Annotated in this window: 19 protein-coding genes; 13 read left to right on the forward strand and 6 right to left on the reverse strand. The window is 62.3% G+C overall.

What is annotated here, in order from left to right; translation table 11 throughout:
* Positions 1-185: 185 nt before the first annotated feature.
* Genes HYE77_RS00240 through HYE77_RS00265 form a run of 6 tightly spaced genes read left to right on the forward strand, consistent with a single transcriptional unit; the run spans position 186 to position 6,841 of the window.
* On the forward strand, positions 186-878 hold the full coding sequence (locus HYE77_RS00240; protein ID WP_003214165.1) for an RDD family protein: 693 nt from the start codon (positions 186-188) through the stop codon (positions 876-878).
* Positions 875-1,855: a stage II sporulation protein M gene (locus HYE77_RS00245; RefSeq protein ID WP_087694641.1), complete on the forward strand. Its 981-nt coding sequence runs from the start codon at positions 875-877 to the stop codon at positions 1,853-1,855. The genes HYE77_RS00240 and HYE77_RS00245 overlap by 4 nt, the downstream gene beginning before the upstream one ends.
* A complete protein-coding gene (locus tag HYE77_RS00250; protein ID WP_177068229.1) occupies positions 1,842-3,371 on the forward strand; it encodes a DUF4129 domain-containing protein in 1,530 nt (509 codons plus the stop codon). The genes HYE77_RS00245 and HYE77_RS00250 overlap by 14 nt, the downstream gene beginning before the upstream one ends.
* Complete coding sequence (locus tag HYE77_RS00255) at positions 3,368-4,525, forward strand: DUF4350 domain-containing protein (RefSeq protein WP_177068230.1); 1,158 nt, start codon at positions 3,368-3,370, stop codon at positions 4,523-4,525. Before HYE77_RS00250 ends, HYE77_RS00255 begins: the two co-directional genes overlap by 4 nt.
* Positions 4,522-5,502: a MoxR family ATPase gene (locus HYE77_RS00260; RefSeq protein ID WP_008432346.1), complete on the forward strand. Its 981-nt coding sequence runs from the start codon at positions 4,522-4,524 to the stop codon at positions 5,500-5,502. Before HYE77_RS00255 ends, HYE77_RS00260 begins: the two co-directional genes overlap by 4 nt.
* Positions 5,503-5,509: 7 nt before the next feature.
* Entirely contained in the window at positions 5,510-6,841 is a 1,332-nt protein-coding gene (locus tag HYE77_RS00265) for a DUF58 domain-containing protein (protein ID WP_177068231.1), read from the forward strand.
* A gap of 16 nt (positions 6,842-6,857) precedes the next feature.
* Here HYE77_RS00265 and HYE77_RS00270 read toward each other — a convergent pair whose 3' ends face one another.
* The gene (locus HYE77_RS00270) at positions 6,858-7,217 is read right to left on the reverse strand and encodes a PilZ domain-containing protein (protein ID WP_134327238.1); all 360 of its coding nucleotides are present in this window, start codon (positions 7,215-7,217) and stop codon (positions 6,858-6,860) included.
* Between the two features lie 226 nt (positions 7,218-7,443).
* Positions 7,444-7,818, reverse strand: a complete 375-nt coding sequence (locus tag HYE77_RS00275; protein ID WP_003214151.1) for a tol-pal system YbgF family protein — start codon at positions 7,816-7,818, stop codon at positions 7,444-7,446.
* A 175-nt stretch (positions 7,819-7,993) separates the two neighbouring features.
* Between HYE77_RS00275 and pyk the strand changes: the two genes are divergently transcribed.
* Positions 7,994-9,445: a pyruvate kinase gene (gene pyk / locus HYE77_RS00280; protein ID WP_003214149.1), complete on the forward strand. Its 1,452-nt coding sequence runs from the start codon at positions 7,994-7,996 to the stop codon at positions 9,443-9,445.
* A gap of 198 nt (positions 9,446-9,643) precedes the next feature.
* On the opposite strand, the gene HYE77_RS00285 is transcribed toward pyk, so the two are convergent.
* A complete protein-coding gene (locus tag HYE77_RS00285) occupies positions 9,644-10,393 on the reverse strand; it encodes an enoyl-CoA hydratase-related protein (RefSeq protein ID WP_003214147.1) in 750 nt (249 codons plus the stop codon).
* Between the two features lie 30 nt (positions 10,394-10,423).
* Positions 10,424-11,356, reverse strand: coding sequence for an iron-sulfur-binding ferredoxin reductase (locus HYE77_RS00290; protein WP_102605688.1), 933 nt, complete (start codon positions 11,354-11,356; stop codon positions 10,424-10,426).
* A gap of 216 nt (positions 11,357-11,572) precedes the next feature.
* On the opposite strand from HYE77_RS00290, the gene HYE77_RS00295 reads away from it, so the two are divergent.
* From HYE77_RS00295 to HYE77_RS00315, 5 genes are all read left to right on the forward strand, one after another.
* Entirely contained in the window at positions 11,573-13,096 is a 1,524-nt protein-coding gene (locus tag HYE77_RS00295) for a fumarate hydratase (RefSeq protein ID WP_003214142.1), read from the forward strand.
* Between the two features lie 201 nt (positions 13,097-13,297).
* Positions 13,298-15,064: an ATP-binding protein gene (locus HYE77_RS00300; RefSeq protein WP_177068232.1), complete on the forward strand. Its 1,767-nt coding sequence runs from the start codon at positions 13,298-13,300 to the stop codon at positions 15,062-15,064.
* Positions 15,058-16,383, forward strand: coding sequence for a sigma-54 dependent transcriptional regulator (locus HYE77_RS00305; protein ID WP_102605689.1), 1,326 nt, complete (start codon positions 15,058-15,060; stop codon positions 16,381-16,383). The genes HYE77_RS00300 and HYE77_RS00305 overlap by 7 nt, the downstream gene beginning before the upstream one ends.
* Before the next feature lie 289 nt (positions 16,384-16,672).
* On the forward strand, positions 16,673-17,992 hold the full coding sequence (locus tag HYE77_RS00310) for an MFS transporter (RefSeq protein ID WP_008435500.1): 1,320 nt from the start codon (positions 16,673-16,675) through the stop codon (positions 17,990-17,992).
* A 124-nt stretch (positions 17,993-18,116) separates the two neighbouring features.
* Positions 18,117-18,749, forward strand: a complete 633-nt coding sequence (locus HYE77_RS00315) for a flavin reductase family protein (RefSeq protein ID WP_177067565.1) — start codon at positions 18,117-18,119, stop codon at positions 18,747-18,749.
* A 141-nt stretch (positions 18,750-18,890) separates the two neighbouring features.
* On the opposite strand, the gene HYE77_RS00320 is transcribed toward HYE77_RS00315, so the two are convergent.
* The gene (locus tag HYE77_RS00320) at positions 18,891-19,139 is read right to left on the reverse strand and encodes a hypothetical protein (RefSeq protein ID WP_003214132.1); all 249 of its coding nucleotides are present in this window, start codon (positions 19,137-19,139) and stop codon (positions 18,891-18,893) included.
* A 43-nt stretch (positions 19,140-19,182) separates the two neighbouring features.
* Positions 19,183-19,524 (reverse strand): antibiotic biosynthesis monooxygenase family protein, encoded by a 342-nt coding sequence (locus HYE77_RS00325; RefSeq protein ID WP_003214130.1) that lies wholly within the window; start codon positions 19,522-19,524, stop codon positions 19,183-19,185.
* 326 nt (positions 19,525-19,850) lie between these two features.
* On the opposite strand from HYE77_RS00325, the gene HYE77_RS00330 reads away from it, so the two are divergent.
* On the forward strand, positions 19,851-20,780 hold the full coding sequence (locus HYE77_RS00330) for an AraC family transcriptional regulator (RefSeq protein WP_177068233.1): 930 nt from the start codon (positions 19,851-19,853) through the stop codon (positions 20,778-20,780).
* The last annotated feature ends 137 nt before the right edge of the window (positions 20,781-20,917 follow it).

The raw sequence follows: 20,917 nt of genomic DNA on the forward strand, positions 1-20,917 counted from the left end.
TATTCCTGTGCTGAAGACCGGCAAAGTCTAGGCGCTTGCAGGCATCGGGGGCCAGCGCTGTGTTCCCTGTACAAACATTCAGTAAATCGTTGAGTGGTTGCTTCCACCGTCGACACTGCTAGCATCGGTCTTTCCAACCCCGCCGCTGCCGCTCAGGCGCCAGCGCCGCACTGCCAAGGACCGCGATGCCACCTGCGCCACTGGATACCCGCTACCAGATCGAGACCCCGGAGGGTATCGACCTGCCCCTGCGCCCGGCCGGCCTGCTGGTACGCTCACTGGCCTTTGCCTTCGACCTGGGTTTGCGCGGCCTGATTCTCGGCATCCTGTTTATCGCATTGGCCTTTCTCGGCAACCTGGGCATTGGCCTGGGTTCGCTGCTGCTGTTCCTCGTCAGTTGGTGGTACATGGTGCTTTTCGAAGTGCTCAACCAGGGCTGCTCGCCCGGCAAGCAGGTCATGGGCCTGCGGGTGGTACAGGACGACGGCACGCCCATCGGCTGGTCCGCCTCGCTGATCCGTAACCTGCTGCGTTTTGTCGACATGCTGCCCTTCGGCTATTTCCTCGGCGCCATCAGTTGCCTGCAACACCCCAACTTCAAGCGCCTGGGCGACCTGGCGGCCGGGACCCTGGTGATCTACCGCGAACAACCGCTTTCCCGCCCGCAAGTGCCCCAGGCCCCGGCGCTGCGCCTGCCGTTCGCCCTTGAGCTGAACGAACAACGGGCGATTCTCAGCTTCGCCGAACGCCAGGGCGAACTGTCGGCCGAACGGGTCAACGAACTGGCCGCTATCCTGGCCACGCCCCTGCAGGTCTCCCCTGCCCGCGCCGTGGCAGAACTCAACGGTGTGGCCCGCGGATTGTTGGGGCCAGCATGAAACAGAGTCTTTTCGAAAGCCGCCATCAGCCACAATGGCAAGCCTTTGCCGAGCAATTGACGCAATTGGAGAAAGGCAAAGCCAAAGGCGCCGACTTCGTCGACTTCCCTCATCAATACCGGCAGTTGTGCCAGCACCTGGCCCTGGCCCAGGAGCGCGGCTACAGCAGCTACCTGGTGGACCCGTTGCAGCAGCTTGCCTTGCGCGGCCATCAACAGTTGTATCGTCATCGCAGCCGGATGGGGGCAAACGTGCTGAGCTTCCTGCTGGCCGATTTCCCCAGGCTGGTTCGCGCGCAATGGCCATTTGTGCTGGCTGCCGGCCTGCTGTTCTTTGGCAGCCTGCTCGGCATTGCCTTGCTGGTGTACCTGTTTCCGGACTTGATCTACAGCATCGTCAGCCCTCGGCAGGTGGCCGAGATGCAGTCCATGTACAACCCCGATGCCAGCCGCCTGGGCCGGGCAGCCGAGCGCGCTTCCAGCGAAGACTGGATGATGTTCGGCTACTACGTGATGCACAACATCGGTATCGCGTTCCAGACCTTTGCCGCCGGGTTGCTGTTCGGCCTGGGCAGCGTATTTTTCCTGTTCTTCAATGGCCTGATCATTGGCGCCGTTGCCGGGCACCTGACGCAAATCGGCTACGGGCAAACGTTCTGGTCATTTGTCATCGGCCATGGCGCCTTCGAGCTCAGCGCAATTGCCCTGGCTGGCGCGGCTGGCCTGCAACTGGGCTGGGCGCTGATTGCACCGGGGCCCCTCACCAGAGGCGAATCCCTGCGCCTGGCCGCGCGCAAAAGTGTGCAAATGATTTGTGGTGTGATGGTGTTCCTGCTGATCGCCGCGTTTATCGAGGCGTACTGGTCGTCCACCAATGCCGTGGCGCCGTGGGTCAAGTACCTGGTCGGCACCGCCCTGTGGTTGCTGATGGCGGCCTACCTGCTGTTTGCCGGACGGAATCGCCATGCGCCTGAGTGATGCCAGCGTCGTGATCCGCCCGCGTACCTCCTGGGAGGCCATGGACCTCGGCATCCTGCTGGCCCGGGAACACCGGCTGCTGTTGATGAGCAGTTGGGCCATCGTGACCTTGCCGGTCTTCGCCCTGTTCAGCGTGCTGCTGTGGAATCACCCCACCACCGCGCTGTTGCTGTTCTGGTGGTTGAAACCGGCATTCGACCGCCTGCCACTGTATATCCTGTCCAAGGCCCTGTTCGGCGAAACACCCAGCCTGAAACAAGCGCTGCGCCAATCGCCGCGGCTGCTCAAGGGCCAACTGCTGGCCAGCCTGACCTGGCGGCGCTTCAGCCTCAGCCGTAGCTTCGAGATGCCGGTGGTCCAGCTCGAAGGGCTGCAAGGCCAGGCGCGCCAACAACGTCTCGGGGTGTTGCAGCAGCGCAACGCAGGCGCCGCGCGCTGGCTGACCCTGATCGGGGTGCACCTGGAAATCGCCCTGTGGTTCGGGTTGATGGCCGTGTTCTATTTCTTCCTGCCGCAAGAGGTCGAACGCGACTGGGATTGGCAGCAACTGGCGCTCACCGCCGGCCACGACTGGCGTTGGCTGGAGCACCTGACCAACATGTTCTACGCCTTGATCCTGGTGTTCTGGGAGCCGATCTATGTCGCCTGTGGCTTCAGCCTTTACCTGAACCGCCGCACGGTGCTGGAAGCCTGGGACCTGGAACTGGTGTTCCGCCGAATGCGCCAGCGCCTGAGCGGTGTGGCGTCGCTGCTGTTGCTGGTGGCCGGGCTGACGCTGATTCCGCCGATCCCATCGGCATGGGCTGATGAACCGGTTCCCCAAACGCCGCTGACTACACAATCGGCCAGTCACTCGATCAAGACGCTGTTGGAGCAGCCACCGTTCAAGAACCCGGAAACGCTCACTCGCTACCGCTTCGGCGAGGATAAAGCAGCCGACAAAAACAAAGCGGCAGGTGATGCCAAGCTGCCAGCCTGGCTGGAAGCATTGCTGAAAAACCTCAACAGTGATTCGTTCAAGCACATCGCCAAGGGCCTTGAAGTACTGCTCTGGGGATTGCTGGCAGGTGGCCTGGCACTGGTGATCTGGCGCTACCGCGACTGGCTGCATGCCTTTGTCAGCCGCCGCAGCCCGCGCAAACCCAAGGCTGCCAAACCCGTGCCTTCGCAGCTGTTCGGCCTTGAACTGGGGGCTGACACCTTGCCCGAAGACATCGCAGACGCCGCCGAACAGCTGTGGGCAACACAGCCCCGGGAAGCCCTCGGCCTGCTCTACCGTGGGTTGCTCAGCCGCTTGCTGCACGACTTCAACCTGCCGCTGAAAAGTGCCGACACGGAAGGTGAAGTCCTGGAACGTATCCGCCAACTGCAACAACCGCAGCTGCTGGCATTCAGCGGTGAGCTGACCCGTTACTGGCAAAACCTTGCCTATGGCCATCGCCTGCCGCCTGCCTTGGTGCAACAACAGCTATGCAGCGATTGGCGAACCCTGTTCGGTTCGGGAGCGGCGCAATGAACCGGCCGTTGCTGTGGGTCGGGCTGCTGGTCGCGGGCTTGCTGGCAGCAGGCGGTTTTTATGCCTGGCACAAGGCGATTCCTTATCAGGAAGTGGTCGATCGCGGCCCTTCACCCGAAGCCCTGGCCAACCCCTACCTGGCAGCTGAACACTTTCTGCGCCGGCAGGGCCTGGTGGTGGAACATGCCAACAGCCTCGAACGGCTGGCCAGCCTTTCGCCCAAGGGCAACAGCCTGCTGTTGCTGGGCGAGCGCAGCAACATGAGCCCGCCGCAGGTCGAGCAATTGCTGCAGTGGACCCGGGCTGGCGGCCATCTGCTGCTGGTAGCCGAAGCGCTGTGGGATGAGGACACCGGTGAAAGTGGCGACCTGTTGCTGGATCGTGTGCAGATACACCAATCCTTCAGTGAAGAATTCGACGCTCCGGCACCCGCGCGTAAAAAGAAAACGCCGGACCTGACCAAACTCTATGTGGACAACGAAACAGCGCCGGCCTATTTCAGCTTCGACACCGACTTCAACCTCACCGACCCCAGGCACCTGGCACAATTCTCGGCCAACAGCGCCCGGTCGACGCACCTGATGCAGGTCAACCTCGGGCAAGGGCGTGTGACCGTGGTCACCGACAGCGACCTGTGGAAAAACCCCGGCATCGGCCTGCACGATAACGCGTGGCTGCTCTGGTACCTGAGCCAGGGCACCCAGGTCACACTGCTGTTCAACACTGATGTCGAGGACCTGTTCAGCCTGTTGTTGCGCTACTTCCCCCAGGCACTGGTGGCACTTGCCGCACTGATCGCCCTGGGCCTCTGGCACGCCAGCCTGCGCCAGGGTCCGATCCGGCAACCGGCGCCCAAGGCACGGCGGCAATTGCAGGAACACTTGAACGCCAGTGCCGACTTCCTGTTGCGCCGCAGCGGGCAAGACAGCTTGCTGCAAGCTTTGCAGCGCGACATCCAGCGCACCGCTCGGCGCCGTCATCCCGGGTTCGAACACCTCGATACAGCCGAACAATTGCGGGTGCTTGAACGCCTGACCCGCCAACCCTCCCTTGTTATCAGCCAGGCCCTTGGCCCACCTGCGACGAAACGGCTCTCCAGCGCCGATTTCAGCCGCCAGGTGGCCTGCCTGCAAAACCTCAGGAATGCCCTATGAGCGAATTTCCCGCCACTGACCCGATTCAGCGCGCCAGCCAACTGGCCCAGGCCTTGCGCGTCGAACTGCGCAAGGCGGTTATCGGTCAGGACCCGGTGATCGATGACGTGCTCACGGCGTTGATCGCGGGCGGCCATGTGTTGCTTGAAGGGGTTCCCGGCCTGGGCAAGACCTTGCTGGTACGCGCGCTGGCACGCTGTTTTGGAGGCGAGTTCGCACGCATCCAGTTCACCCCGGACCTGATGCCCAGCGACGTGACCGGCCATGCCGTATACGACCTGCATACCGAACAGTTCAAGCTGCGCAAGGGACCGTTGTTCACCAACCTGCTGTTGGCTGACGAGATCAACCGTGCCCCGGCGAAAACCCAGGCAGCGTTGCTGGAAGCCATGCAGGAACGCCAGGTAACCCTTGAAGGCGAGGCGCTGCCCATCGGCCAGCCGTTCATGGTACTGGCCACCCAGAACCCCATCGAGCAGGAAGGTACTTACCCGTTGCCCGAAGCCGAACTGGACCGTTTCATGCTCAAGGTGCGCATGGACTATCCCGAGGCACAGCAGGAACTGGACATGGTGCGCGAAGTCACCCGCTCGTCCCGAGCCGACATGCTCGACGTACAGCCGCTGCGCACGGTGCTGCAAGCCGAAGACGTGCTGCTGTTGCAACAGATTGCCAGCGAGTTGGCGCTGGATGAGCAGGTGCTCGACTACGCCGTGCGCCTGGCCCGCACTACGCGCAGTTGGCCGGGCCTGACCATCGGCGCCGGGCCCCGGGCCTCCATCGCCCTGGTTCGCGGTGCACGGGCGCGGGCCTTGCTGCGCGGGGGCGAGTTCGTGACCCCGGACGACATCAAGGGCTGCGCCCTGGCAGTGTTGCGCCATCGGGTGCGTATTGCCCCGGAGCTGGATATCGACGGGTTGGAAGTCGACCAGGTGCTCCGGCAATTGCTGGACCAAGTCCCGGCGCCACGCCAATGAGACGCCCATGAGACCAACCCGCCTGCTGTTGACCTGGCTCGGTGTACTGCTGGGCCTGAGTATCCTGCTCGGCGCACTGGTGGCGCTACAGGTCAAGGTGCCAGACGCCCTGCACTCAGTGACGTGGGGCCTGCTGCTGGCCCTGTTGCTGCTGGCCCTGCTGGATGCCAGCCGCCTGCGCCGCCGGCCGTCCCCGCGCGTGCGACGGCAGATGCCCGGCAGCCTGGCACTGGGGCGCTGGGGGGAAGTGCGGGTAACCCTGGAGCACGATTATCCCCAGCCGTTGGCGGTCCAGGTATTCGATCATGTGCCTGACGGCCTGGCGGTGGAGGACCTGCCGCAGTCCATCGAACTGCGGCCCGGCGAGCACAGTGAACTGGGTTATCGGCTAAGGCCCCAAAGGCGCGGGCATTTCAGCTTTACCCGCTGTGAAGTGCATCTGCCCAGCGCCCTGGGGCTATGGTTGGCCCGGCGCCTGATCGACGTCAGCGACGCCACCCGGGTCTACCCGGACTTCGCACGCCTGTATGGCGCGCAGTTGCTGGCGGTGGACAACTGGCTCAACCAGCTGGGCGTACGCCAGCGGCAACGGCGTGGGCTGGGCCTGGAGTTTCACCAGCTGCGTGAGTTTCGCGAAGGTGACAGCCTGCGCCAGATCGACTGGAAAGCCACCGCCCGGCAACGCACGCCCATTGCCAGGGAGTACCAGGACGAGCGCGACCAGCAGATCATGTTCATGCTCGATTGTGGCCGCCGTATGCGCAGCCAGGACGCCGAACTGTCGCACTTCGACCACGCGCTCAACGCCTGCCTGCTGCTCAGTTATGTAGCCTTGCGCCAGGGCGATGCCGTAGGGCTGTGCACCTTTGCCTGCGACCAGCCGCGCTACCTGGCGCCGGTCAAGGGCAGTGGCCAGCTCAACCTGTTGCTGAATGCGGTGTATGACCTGGACACGTCCCGGCGTACGGCCGATTACCAGGCGGCCGCCAGCCAACTGCTGGCCCGGCAGAAACGTCGCTCGCTGGTGATCGTAGTGACCAATTTGCGGGATGAGGAAGATGAAGAGTTACTCAGCGCCGTAAAGCGCATCAGCCGCCAGCACCGGGTAATGGTCGCAAGCCTGCGGGAGGAGGTCCTTGACCAGTTACGCCAGGCTCCCGTGCAAACCCTGCCCGAAGCCCTGGCCTACTGCGGCACGATCAACTATCTCAATACCCGGGACGAGCTCCACGACCGCTTGAACGCCCACGGGCTGTCGGTACTGGACACACTGCCTTCGGACCTGGGTGCCGCCCTGGTGACCCGCTACCTGGGCTGGAAAAAAGCCGGCGCGCTATGAACGCCGGATGCAGCACCTAGGCAGAGGCCTGCAACGGATCAAAGCTGAAGTAATCCAGCAGCGCGCTGATCACCTCCCCATATTCGGCAGGGGCCTGGGATATGCTGAACCCGGAATCGTAATGCTGGGGGTTTATATCCTCATGACACCACAGGCAGGTGGCCGTGAGGTCTACCGCCTGCACCTCACCCTCAGGCCCGGGGATCTTCAAGCGCAGCTCGAACTCCACATCGACCATCATGGGTAACTGGCTGATCAACATCAGGCCCTGCTCGGAAACATTGCCCAGATAGCCGATTGGCTTGTCCGTCAGGCGATTGAACACTTGAAGGAAGCAAGGTAACTGATGTCGCTCGATCCGTCGGGGAGTAAACATGATGAGGTCGCCATCCAATGGCCATGATTGTGGCCGCTCCAGTGATTCGAAACGAGCCTGAAGGCCCGCTCTCCCCGGATATCGGTGCGACAACCGCAAACGCGTTGCCACTTTTACAGCTGCCAAATCCGGGAACGCCATCCGTTTGAATAGAAACTTATACAAACTGACATTCAAAGATTAGCCCAAGACTGGCAACGAGCCAGCTATGGCATGACAAATATCATCACAACGACGCCGGCCGCGGCTGGGCAACGCTCGCGCCGGGGTAATGCCCCAGTTGCTGCAGGGTATCCAAACGGGCACGGGCACGGAATGCGTACTCGCTCGCCGGGTACTGGCTGATGATGAACTGATAGGTTTGCGCCGCATCGACAAACAGCTTCTCGCGCTCCAGGCACTGCCCGCGCAACATCGAGACTTCCGGTTGCACGTAGCGCCGGGAACGGCTTTCACGGTCGACCTGGGACAACTCAAGGGTGACCCGCTGGCAATCGCCCACACCGTAGGCGCGGTACGCATTGTTCAAATGATGGTCCATCGACCAACGGGTGCAGCCGACAACACTGACGGCCAGGGCAGCAATGATCACGATTCGCATGGGGGTTCTCCTGTCTTGTGCAGTGTATCGACCCTTCATCGAAAATCTTCAAGGTTGTTCATCTGTTCATGCAGAGTGAAAACAAGCGAATCATCGATAAGTAGTGCAAACGAACAATGACTACAACCAAAGAGCATAGTAGCCTTCCCCAGCGCTTGAACTCAGGAGTCCGTGCATGTCCGTCCGTCGTACCAAAATCGTCGCCACCCTTGGCCCGGCCAGTAACTCGCCGGAAGTCCTCGAACAGCTGATTCTGGCTGGCCTGGACGTTGCCCGTCTGAACTTCTCCCACGGCACCCCGGACGAGCACAAGGCTCGCGCCAAGCTGGTGCGTGACCTGGCCGCCAAGCATGGCCGCTTCGTGGCGTTGCTGGGTGACCTGCAAGGCCCGAAAATCCGTATCGCCAAATTCGCCAACAAGCGGATCGAGCTGAAGATCGGTGACCAGTTCACCTTCTCCACCAGCCATCCACTGACCGAAGGCAACCAGCAAGTCGTGGGTATCGACTACCCGGACCTGGTGAAAGACTGCGGCGTGGGCGACGAACTGCTGCTGGACGACGGCCGTGTGGTAATGCGCGTCGACACCGCCACCCCGACCGAACTGAATTGCACCGTGATCATCGGCGGCCCGCTGTCGGACCACAAAGGCATCAACCGTCGCGGCGGTGGCCTGACTGCCCCGGCCCTGACTGAAAAAGACAAGGCCGACATCAAGCTCGCCGCCGAAATGGAAGTGGACTACCTCGCGGTATCCTTCCCGCGCGACGCCGCCGACATGGAATACGCCCGTAAACTGCGCGACGAAGCCGGCGGCACTGCCTGGCTGGTGGCGAAGATCGAACGCGCCGAAGCCGTAGCCGACGATGAAACCCTCGACGGCCTGATCAAGGCTTCCGACGCCGTGATGGTTGCCCGTGGCGACCTGGGTGTGGAAATCGGTGACGCCGAGCTGATCGGTATCCAGAAGAAAATCATCCTGCACGCACGTCGCCACAACAAGGCGGTGATCGTTGCGACCCAGATGATGGAGTCGATGATCCAGAACCCGATGCCAACCCGTGCCGAAGTGTCCGACGTGGCCAACGCCGTGCTCGACTACACCGACGCCGTGATGCTTTCGGCTGAAAGTGCGGCTGGCCCGTACCCGCTGGAAGCCGTGCAGGCCATGGCACGCATCTGCGTCGGCGCTGAAAAGCACCCGACCAGCAAGACCTCCAGCCACCGTATCGGCAAGGTCTTCGAAAGCTGCGACCAGAGCATCGCCCTGGCGGCCATGTACACCGCCAACCACTTCCCGGGTGTGAAAGCGATCATCGCCCTGACCGAAAGTGGCTACACGCCGTTGATCATGTCGCGCATCCGTTCCTCGATCCCGATCTACGCGTTCTCCCCGCACCGCGAAACCCAGGCCCGTGCGGCCATGTTCCGCGGCGTCTACACCGTACCGTTCGACCCGGCATCGCTGCCGCCTGAGCAAGTCAGCCAGGCCGCGATCGACGAGTTGCTCAAGCGCGGCGTCGTGGAGAAAGGCGACTGGGTCATCCTGACCAAGGGCGACAGCTACCACACCATCGGCGGCACCAACGGCATGAAGATCCTGCACGTTGGCGACCCAATGGTCTGAGTGACCGCTCGCTGAAAAACAAAAGCCCCGCCATGTGAATGGCGGGGCTTTTTGCATTGCAAATTGGCTTGTGTGTTGGCTTTACTGGCCTATTCGCGAGCAAGCCCGCTCCCACATTTGATCGCGTACATCCTCAAGAAACACGGTCGAATGTGGGAGCGGGCTTGCTCGCGAATAGGCCGACCAGTCAACGCTCATTCATCTCCGAGTGATAAACCCCGACAACGCCGCAATCGCCTCCGGCGACTTCAACCTCTGGGTAAACAACGCCCCCTCCTCCTCGATCACCTTGCGCAACTGCTCGCGATCAACGCTTTTCATCAGATGCTTGCTGACCTGCACCGCGCCCGGCGCCAGGGTCTCAAACCGTCCAGCAATTTCCCGTGCCTTGGCCAGGGCCGATTCACCGCTGCCCAATGCCTCGGTGGCAATGCCCCAGGCGGCAGCCTGTTCGCCGGTAAACCCTTCACCCAGCAGCAGCAACTCCGCCGCCTTGGCATGCCCCAGCAATCGCGGGAGGATCAAGCTGGACCCAAACTCCGGACACAGCCCCAGGTTGACGAACGGCATGCGCAACCGTGCATCCCGGCTGACATACACCAGGTCACAATGCAGCAGCAGCGTCGTGCCAATTCCCACCGCCACGCCCGCCACCGCCGCAATCACCGGCTTGCGGCAGTTGAGCAAGCTGCGCATGAAATTGAAGACAGGGCTGTCGAGATCCGCCGGCGGTTGTTCGAGGAAGTCGCCAATATCGTTACCGGCGGTGAAGCACTCGCTGCTGCCCTGGATCAGCACGGCATTCACGCTGGTATCGGCATCCGCCTGCTCCAGCGCCTCGGCCAATTGGCTGTACATGGCGCGGGTCAGGGCATTTTTCTTGTCCGGGCGATTGAGCTGCAAAATCAGCAACCCGCGTTCGCGTTGCTGCAGGATGGCATCGGTCATGACAAATCTCGCGGCTGGGAAATTCAGCGCTCAACCACGGGGCAGGAACACATCGGCCAGCAGTTGATTGCGCGGCAGTCCGGCCAGGAACAGGCGCTTGGAAAAGGCCTCGACACTGGCCGGGTGCCCGCAGAGTAAAGCCAGAGTTTGCCGGGAAACAAGCCGCAGTTGCGCCAACGCCTGCGTCACCTCAGCCGCTGTCCATAGCTCAACGGTCACGTTCGGATGCGCACCAGCCAGCTGGGCCAATGGCCCGGCGAGGTAATGACCGCCCGCGTCATGGGCCAGGTGAATGACCCGGATGGCGCCCTGGTGATCCTGGCGCAAGGCCTCGCGCAACACGCCCCATAGCGGGCCGAGTCCGGTGCCCGAGGCCAGCAGCCAGAGCGGCCGCGATTGCCAGTCGGGGTCGTACTGCAAGGCGCCGCCCCGCAATTCGCCCAGGCGCAGGCTGTCACCGGCCTTGAATTGGCGGGCGGCGTCGCTGAATTCGCCGGGCAGGCGGCAATCAATGTGAAATTCGAGAAACGGATCTTCCTGGGGCAGGCTGGCCAATGAATAAGGCCGCGCAACGCTGCCGGCCCACAACACCAGATGCTGCCCCGCCCGGTAGCGCAAGCCGCGTTCGGGTTGCAGCCGCAAGCGCAGTACACTCGGGGTCAACCAATCGACGCTCAACACCGTCGCCGGCAACCCGTCACGCAGCGGGTCGAAGGCTTCGACCTGCAAGTCACCTGCGACCTGGCACTGGCACGCCAGGCGCCAGCCATCCTGGCGCTGCGCCGGGCTCAGGGCATCCGGCTGGTTGTCCTGGATATCCCCCTGGCAACGCACCAGGCAGGCATGGCAGCTGCCGGCGCGGCAACTATAAGGCACGGCCACGCCCGCCTGGTTCAGGGCATCCAGCAGGTTGCTGCCGGCGGCTACCGACCAGTGGCGTTCACCGACGTGAAGTTCAGGCATCAAGGGTCTCGGATCAAAAAGGCGTCTACAGGGAATCACGCCCGGTAGAGTTTGACCATAGTCGGGTGTATCGGCCACCGTGGCGGGTTATACTGCCGCGCCTTTTTAGCGTCGCGCCTGCACCACTTTGGCGTGCCTTGGAAAGGTGGCTTCAGCCGACCGATGCAACACTGACGCCACCTTTATTGAATGTTCCCTTATAGAGGAGCGCGACTCATGACCGTGATCAAGCAAGACGACCTGATTCAGAGCGTTGCCGACGCCCTGCAATTCATTTCCTACTACCATCCCGTTGACTTCATCCAGGCGATGCACGAGGCCTACCTGCGCGAAGAATCGCCAGCGGCCCGTGACTCCATGGCTCAGATCCTGATCAACTCGCGCATGTGTGCCACCGGCCACCGCCCGATCTGCCAGGACACCGGGATTGTCACCGTATTTGTACGTGTAGGCATGGACGTGCGCTGGGATGGCGCCACCATGAGCCTGGACGACATGATCAACCAAGGCGTGCGCCAGGCCTACAACCTGCCGGAAAACGTCCTGCGGGCTTCGATCCTCGCCGACCCGGCCGGTGCGCGTAAAAACACCAAGGACAACACCCCTGCCGTGATCCACTACTCCATCGTCCCGGGTAACACCGTGGAAGTGGACGTGGCCGCCAAGGGCGGTGGTTCCGAGAACAAGTCGAAAATGGCCATGCTCAACCCGTCCGACTCGATCGTCGACTGGGTGCTCAAGACCGTTCCGACCATGGGCGCCGGCTGGTGCCCACCGGGCATGCTTGGCATCGGCATCGGCGGCACCGCCGAGAAAGCCGCGGTAATGGCCAAGGAAGTGTTGATGGAGTCCATCGACATCCACGAGCTGAAGAAGCGCGGCCCGTCCAACCGTATCGAAGAGATGCGCCTGGAGCTGTTCGAGAAGGTCAACCAACTGGGCATCGGCGCCCAGGGCCTGGGTGGCCTGACCACCGTGCTCGACGTGAAAATCATGGACTACCCGACCCACGCGGCCTCGCTGCCGGTGTGCATGATCCCCAACTGCGCCGCCACCCGTCACGCGCACTTCGTGCTCGACGGCTCGGGCCCTGCATCGCTCGAAGCGCCACCGCTGGACGCCTACCCGGAAATCGTCTGGGAAGCCGGCCCGTCGGCCCGTCGCGTCAACCTCGACACCCTGACCCCGGAAGACGTGCAGAGCTGGAAGCCGGGCGAAACCGTGTTGCTCAACGGCAAGATGCTCACCGGTCGCGACGCCGCGCACAAGCGCATGGTCGAGATGCTGAACAAGGGCGAAACCCTGCCGGTGGACCTCAAGGGTCGCTTCATCTACTACGTCGGCCCGGTTGATCCGGTGCGCGAAGAAGTGGTGGGGCCTGCCGGTCCGACCACCGCCACGCGGATGGACAAGTTCACCCGCCAGATCCTCGAGCAAACCGGCCTGTTGGGCATGATCGGCAAATCCGAGCGCGGCCCGACCGCTATCGAAGCGATCAAGGACCACAAGGCGGTTTACCTGATGGCAGTGGGCGGCGCGGCTTACCTGGTGGCCCAGGCCATCAAGAAATCCCGCGTCGTGGCGTTCGCCGAGCTGGGCATGGAAGCGATCTACGAGTTCGACGTGAAAGACATGCCGGTCACCGTTGCCGTTGATAGCAAGGGCGAGTCGGTACACATCACCGGTCCTGCCATCTGGCAGAAAAAGATCAGTGAAAGCCTGGCGGTAGAAGTGCAGTAAGCATTTCCCCTGCGGGATAAATGACCTTGTGGCGAGGGGGCTTGTCCCCCGTTGGGCTGCGCAGCGGCCCCGAAAAAAGCGGGAGCGCTGCGCACTCCAACGGGGGACAAGCCCCCTCGCCACAAGACAATCCCTCCCCTCGCAACAAGCCATGCGCTGCGTGCTATGGTGCTCGCCCCTAATTGCACTGTTCATCTTCGTATGATTGCGATTCCCCGTCCGCTGCGTTTGACCTTCTACTCCTTGCTGATCATCGCCGGCGCGGTACTGGCTGCCGCCCTGGCTACCCGCCACGCCGAACGCCTGGCCCTGGTGGATGACGCCGCCCGCGCCAATCAGCAGCTCATGCTTTATGGCAACTCCCTGCACACCCTGATCGAACGCTACCGCGCCCTGCCCGCCGTGCTGGCCCTGGACTCGGAAATGATCAGCGCCCTGAAGGGCCCGCTGGACACCGCCACCCAGGATTTGCTCAACCGCAAGCTGGAGCGCATCAACGGTGCCGCCCAGTCTTCCACCCTGGAACTGATGGACCGCAACGGCCTGGCCGTGGCCGCCAGCAACTGGAACCTGCCCAGCAGTTATGTGGGGCACAACTACGCGTTTCGCCCGTACTTCAGCCAGACCCTGAGCCAGGGCACCGGGCGGTTTTATGCGGTGGGGGTGACCACCGGGATTCCGGGGTATTTCCTCTCCAGCGCGGTGGTCGGCGAGAACGAACAGTTCCTCGGTGCCATGGTGGTCAAGCTGGAGTTCCCGGAACTGGAGCGCGAGTGGGCTCAGGGCAATGACTTGCTGCTGGTCAGCGATGCCCGGGGCATTGTGTTTATCGCCAATCAGCCGGGCTGGCGCTACCGCGCGCTGCGTCCGTTGTCGGACAGCGACCACGCCGAACTCAAGGCCACCCGCCAATACGACAAGAAACAATTGCTGCCGCTGGACACCGAAGCCTTGCAGCGCTTTGACGAAAACAGCCACCTGATGCGCGTCGACGGCCCCGATGGCAAGGCCAATTACATTTGGGAGTCCCTGCCGCTGAAGGCCGAAGGCTGGACCTTGCACCTGTTGCGCAAACCACAGGTGGCCTTTGAAGACCAACGCAACGCCGGCCTCGCCGCCGCCGGCTCGTGGCTGGCGTTGGTGTTCCTGGTGCTGTTCCTGACCCAGCGCTGGCGCCTCGCCCGCTTGCGCCAGCGCAGCCGCGAAGAACTTGAACAACTGGTGGAAGAACGCACCCGCGCCCTGCGCACCGCCCAGGATGGCCTGGTGCAATCCGCCAAACTGGCAGCGCTGGGGCAGATGTCTGCCGCCCTCGCTCACGAAATCAACCAGCCATTGACCGCCCAGCGCATGCAGTTGGCGACTCTGCGGCTGCTGCTGGACCATGGCCGGGTGGACGACGCCTACCAGGCCCTGACCCCGCTGGACGACATGCTCACACGCATGGCCGCGCTCACCGGCCACCTCAAGACCTTCGCCCGCAAGAGCCCCAGCGGCCTGCGCGAACGCCTCGACCTGGCGACGGTGGTGGACCAATCCCTGCACTTGCTCGATGCGCGCCTGCGGGACGAAGCCATCGGCACCGTACTGGACCTGACCCGCCCGGCCTGGGTACGCGGCGACGCGATCCGCCTCGAACAGGTGCTGATCAACCTGCTGCGTAACGCCCTCGACGCCATGGCCGACAAGCCACGCAAGCGCCTGGAGATCCGTCTGCACGCCGATCAGCAGCTATGGCACCTGACCGTCAGCGACAGCGGCGGCGGGATCGCCGAGGAAAACCTCAACAGCGTGTTCGACCCGTTCTTCACCACCAAGCCGGTAGGCGACGGGCTCGGCTTGGGGCTCGCCGTGTCGTACGCTATCGTCCACGAACTTGGCGGGCGCCTGAGCGCCCGCAATCAAGGTGACGGGGCGATCTTTACCCTAACCTTGCCCATCGCGCTGGAGACACCAGACCTATGTTGAATGCGGTGATTGTGGTCGACGACGAAGCCAGCATTCGCACGGCCGTCGAGCAATGGCTGAGCCTGTCCGGCTTTGAGGTGCAGTTGTTCAGCCGCGCCGAGGAATGCCTGGCGCAATTGCCCCGGGACTTTCCCGGGGTGATCCTGAGTGACGTGCGCATGCCCGGCCTCAGCGGCCTGGAGTTGCTGGCTGAAGTGCAGCGGCGTGACGCCGACCTGCCGGTGATTCTGCTCACCGGCCACGGCGATGTGCCGATGGCCGTCGAGGCCATGCGCGACGGCGCCTACGACTTCCTCGAAAAACCCTTCAGCCCCGAAGCCCTGCTCAGCAGCCTGCGCCGGGCGCTGGACAAGCGCGGGCTGGTGCTGGAAAACCGCCGCTTGCATCAGCAGGCCGATCACCGTGCCCAACTGGAATCGAGCCTGCTGGGGGTGTCCCGGGGTTTGCAGAACCTGCGCCGGCAAGTCCTGGACCTGGCCGGCTTGCCGGTCAATGTGTTGATTCGCGGCGAAACCGGCAGCGGCAAGGAGCTGGTCGCCCGTTGCCTGCATGATTTCGGCCCCCGGGCGAAGAAGCCGTTTGTGGCGCTGAACTGCGCGGCGATTCCCGAGCAGCTGTTTGAAGCCGAGCTGTTCGGCCATGAAAGTGGCGCGTTCACCGGCGCCCAGGGCAAGCGCATCGGCAAGCTGGAATACGCCAATGGCGGCACGCTGTTTCTCGATGAGATCGAAAGCATGCCGCTGGCCCAGCAGGTGAAATTGCTGCGGGTGTTGCAGGAGCAAAAACTCGAACGGCTCGGTTCCAATCAAAGCATCAAGGTGGACTTGCGGATCATCGCCGCCACCAAACCCGACCTGCTGGACGAAGCTCGCGCCGGGCGTTTTCGCGAGGACTTGGCCTATCGCCTGACCGTCGCACAACTGCGCCTGCCACCGCTGCGGGAACGCCGGGAAGACATTCCCCTGCTGTTCGAGCACTTTGCACAAAGCGCCGCCGAGCGCCTGGGCCGCAACTTCGCGCCGCTGAGCGGACCCGCGCTGGGGCGCCTGCTCAGCCATGACTGGCCGGGGAATGTGCGGGAGCTGGCCAATGCCGCGGAACGCCAGGTGCTGGGGCTGGGTGAACCGGAGCCGGAAGGCATCGAAGCCGGGCAATCGTTGGCGGCGCAGCAGGAAGCATTTGAAGCCCATTGCCTGAAAGCCGCGCTGACCCGGCACAAAGGCGATATCAAGGCGGTGCTGGCCGAGCTGCAACTGCCACGGCGCACCTTCAATGAAAAAATGCAGCGCCATGGCCTGGCGCGGGACACGTTCCTCTAACCCGATCGTTCCCACGCTCCGCGTGGGGATGCAGCTCTGGGCGCTCCGCGTCCGCCCTTAAAATCGTGACGCGGAGCGTCACAGGATGCGCTCCCACGCAGAGCGTGGGAGCGATCTTCGTCGGCGGATTTCCGCTCATCCCCCTTGATTCATCAGCAATTTTCCGCTCAAAAATTTCCGCAAACCCTTCTAGACCGGGCCTTCATCGGCTTGGCACAGCTCCTGCTATAGCCCAGCCAGGCTGCGCTACCGCGCGCTCCACAAAAACAATTAGATGAAGGATCCTTAAATGGATAACTCCAACTCCCTGCCTCTGGGGTCGGCGACTGCGCCGGCAAAAGGACGCACCACCTCCAGCCGTATCAAGTCGATCTTCAGCGGATCGGTCGGCAACATGGTCGAGTGGTACGACTGGTACGTCTACGCGGCTTTCTCCCTGTATTTCGCCAAGACCTTTTTCCCGAAAGGCGACACCACCGCCCAACTCCTGAACACCGCCGCGATCTTCGCCGTGGGTTTCCTGATGCGTCCGATCGGTGGCTGGCTGATGGGCCTGTACGCCGACAAAGTCGGGCGTAAAAAGGCCTTGATGGCCTCGGTGTACCTGATGTGCTTCGGCTCTTTGCTGATTGCCCTGAGCCCGGGCTATGAAGCCATTGGTATCGGTGCGCCGATCCTGCTGGTTTTCGCCCGCTTACTGCAGGGGCTGTCGGTCGGCGGTGAATACGGCACCTCCGCCACTTACCTCAGCGAAATGGCGACCAAGGAACGTCGGGGCTTCTACTCCAGCTTCCAGTACGTGACCCTGATCTCCGGCCAGCTCATCGCCCTGGCGGTATTGATCGTGCTGCAACAATTGCTGACCACCGAACAACTGTACGACTGGGGCTGGCGTATCCCGTTCGCCATCGGCGCGCTGTGCGCGGTAGTGGCGCTGTACCTGCGTCGTGGCATGGAAGAAACCGAGTCGTTCACCAAGAAAGAAAAGGCCAAGGAAAGCGCAATGCGCACCTTGATGCGCCACCCCAAAGAACTGATGACTGTAGTCGGCCTGACCATGGGCGGCACCCTGGCGTTCTACACCTACACCACCTACATGCAGAAATACCTGGTGAACACCGTCGGCATGAGCATCTCCGACTCCACCACCATTTCGGCGGCCACGCTGTTCCTGTTCATGTGCCTGCAACCCATCATCGGCGGGCTGTCGGACAAGGTTGGCCGCCGGCCGATCCTGATCGCCTTCGGCGTCCTCGGCACCCTGTTCACCGTGCCGATCCTCACCACCCTGCACACCATCCAGACCTGGTGGGGCGCGTTCTTCCTGATCATGGCGGCGCTGATCATCGTCAGCGGCTACACCTCGATCAACGCCGTAGTGAAGGCCGAATTGTTCCCCACCGAAATCCGCGCCCTGGGTGTTGGCTTGCCCTATGCGCTGACCGTGTCGATCTTCGGCGGCACCGCTGAATATATCGCGCTGTGGTTCAAGAGCATTGGTATGGAAACCGGTTACTACTGGTACGTCACCGCGTGTATTGCGGTGTCGCTGTTGGTGTATGTGACCATGAAGGACACCCGCAAGCATTCGCGGATTACTACGGACTAAGGGTTCTGCCAGGATAAAAAAGGGGCTGTGTCAGTGTATGACACAGCCCCTTTTTCATTGGCGAACACTCCACCTGAGTGCACTATGATGCCCTTCCCCGAACCACCAGCAGGAACCCCGGCCCATGTCCGACGATATTCATTTCTACGAACCCGCCAACGGCCACGGCCTGCCCCATGACCCGTTCAATGCGATTGTCGGCCCGCGCCCGATTGGCTGGATTTCGTCCCACGACAGCCAGGGCCGCCTGAACCTGGCACCCTACAGTTTCTTCAACGCCTTCAACTACATTCCGCCGATCATTGGGTTTTCCAGTGTCGGGCGCAAAGACAGCCTGAACAACATCGAACAGACCGGTGAGTTCGTGTGGAACCTGGCCACCCGCCCGCTGGCCGAGCAGATGAACCAGAGTTGCGCGCCGGTATCACCCGAGGTCAACGAGTTTGAATTGTCGGGCCTGACACCGGTGGCTTCAAAGGTGATCGCCGTGCCTCGCGTAGCCGAAAGCCCGGTGTCGTTCGAGTGCAAGGTGACGCAGATCATTCAGCTGCAGCGCGCAGACAAGGAGCTGGTGCCAAGCTGGTTGGTGCTCGGCGAGGTGGTCGCGGTGCATATCGCCAAATGGCTGCTGAAAGACGGGGTGTACGACACGGCTGCCGCCCAGCCGATCCTGCGTGGAGGTGGACCGGCGGATTATTTCCAATTGGGGCCAGAAGCGCTGTTCAAAATGTACCGCCCAGGCGCCGCGAAACGCTGATTGGAATGCGATAAAAATGTGGGAGCGGGCTTGCTCGCGAAGGAGGCGTGTCAGTCCATGCATATGCCAACTGATCCACCGCATTCGCGAGCAAGCCCGCTCCCACACAAGCCCGCTCCCAGATTTGGATCAGCGGTGTTTTTAGTTGGCGGAAGTTGCCCAAGAGAGCTGACCGTCTTCATCTACATCGACCAAGCGCTCCAGTTGCAGAGCTGCGGCATCGTCGGCGTCGGAGGCAGTCTTGAACGTCTGTCCATCGAGGATCTTGTGAAAGCGCGGTGCGCCCATGCCATCCAGCGCCTTGACGGCGATGGCGGCGCTATAGCCACCCTCTTCTTCACGCACCAAGGCGGAAACGGCTTCGTGGTGGGCAAACTCTTTACGTGCCATGTTGCAGGTCCTGGCCAATGGGAAAGGCGGCCATTCTAAAGCACTAGCCCGCCAGTTGCAGGTACTCGCCATAGGCATTGGCCGCCGAGGCGTCGGTAAAGGTCTGGAAGTCCATGCTGCGAACCACCATGTCATTCAACAACTCGGTGAAGACCATCAGCGCCGGCGAGCTGAAGTAGGCACTCATCGCCTGCTCGCTGCTCCAGAAGCCCGACACCAACCACACATCCGGGTCGGCCAGGGAGTGCTGCAACGAGAATTGCAGGCAACCCTGAGCCTGGCGGCCCGGTTCGATCAAACTGCTCAAGCGTGCACCCAGTTCGGTGCTGTACCCGGTACGGGCACGGATAAAGGCCATATGGCTCGCGGGAATGGGGGTGGACATGTTCGACTCTCCCGTTGAGAAGTGATGCTCGGCAAGCACTGTGAGGGCGTGTTGCCACAGGATCAAAGATACGGGCGCGGGTATGGATGCGGTTAGTCAATTCCTGCTGGCTTATTGCACAATCCTGCGAGATACGTAGATATAGCAATCGGCCTGCGAAGTTTATTCCCGGCATGACTGCCGTATTTCAGGGGCATGACAGGCCCCGGCTTGCCTGATTCACGATTTTTCGCAGGATCAGGCAAGGATTGTGCAGAATCGAAGTACCGCTTTTTGCAAAGCCGCCTTTAAGCTGTGCCCATCGTCAAAGCACCAGAGGATGTCCCATGTCGTCGCCCGAACTTCGCTCCACCCCCCTTGACGCCGATATGGAAAAGCAGCGCGCAGAACTCGCCGGCATCGTTCGCCGGCATACCTGGGAGGATGGTTCCTACGGCACGGCGATCACGTCGCTGTATCTCAACCGCCATAACTCCCCGCGTGAATTCACGCCGGTGCTGGTTGAACCCGCGCTGTGCATCCTCGCCCAGGGCAGCAAGGAAGTGCGCCTGGCGGATGAAGTCTTCGCCTACGACCCGCTCAATTACCTGGTGTTTTCGGTAGCGATGCCGGTGGCCGGGCGCATCCTTGATGCCACGCCGGAAGACCCCAACCTGTCGATTCGGGTGAATATCGACCCGGCACAGATCACCGCACTGATTGCCGAAGCCGGGCCGATGGGCGTGCCCCCGCGCCCGACCTCCCGAGGGATGTATGTCGACCGCCTGGACAGCCAGCTACTGGACGCCGTGCTGCGCCTGACCCGATTGCTCGACGCACCGAAAGACATCGCAATGCTCGCGCCGCTGATCAATCGGGAAATTCTCTATCGCCTGTTGCGCGGTCCACAGGGTTATCGGCTGTATGAAATTGCCGTCGCCAACAGTCAGAGCCATCGGGTGAGCCAGGCGATCACCTGGTTGAACGGCAACTACGAACAGCCCCTGCGCATTGATGACCTGGCCAAGGAAGTGAACCTCAGCGTCTCGACCTTGCACCACCGCTTCAAGGCGATGACCGCCATGAGCCCGTTGCAGTACCAAAAACAGTTGCGCTTGCAGGAGGCTCGGCGGTTGATGATCGCCGAGGGCCTGGAAGCCTCGGCGGCGGGGTATCGGGTGGGCTATGAGAGCCCATCACAGTTCAGCCGCGAATACAGCCGGCTGTTTGGTGCGCCGCCGTTGCGGGATCTGGCCAGGTTGCGCCAGAGCGTCTAACCACGGTTATAACACCGGATACTAATAATGTGGCGAGGGAGCTTGCTCCCGTTGGACTGCGCAGCAGTCCCATCTTTTGGGGCCGCTTCGCGCCCCAACGGGAGCAAGCTCCCTCGCCACAAGTACTCAATCAGCTG

This window comes from Pseudomonas sp. IPO3774 (genome assembly GCF_013386835.1).
Classification (GTDB): domain Bacteria; phylum Pseudomonadota; class Gammaproteobacteria; order Pseudomonadales; family Pseudomonadaceae; genus Aquipseudomonas.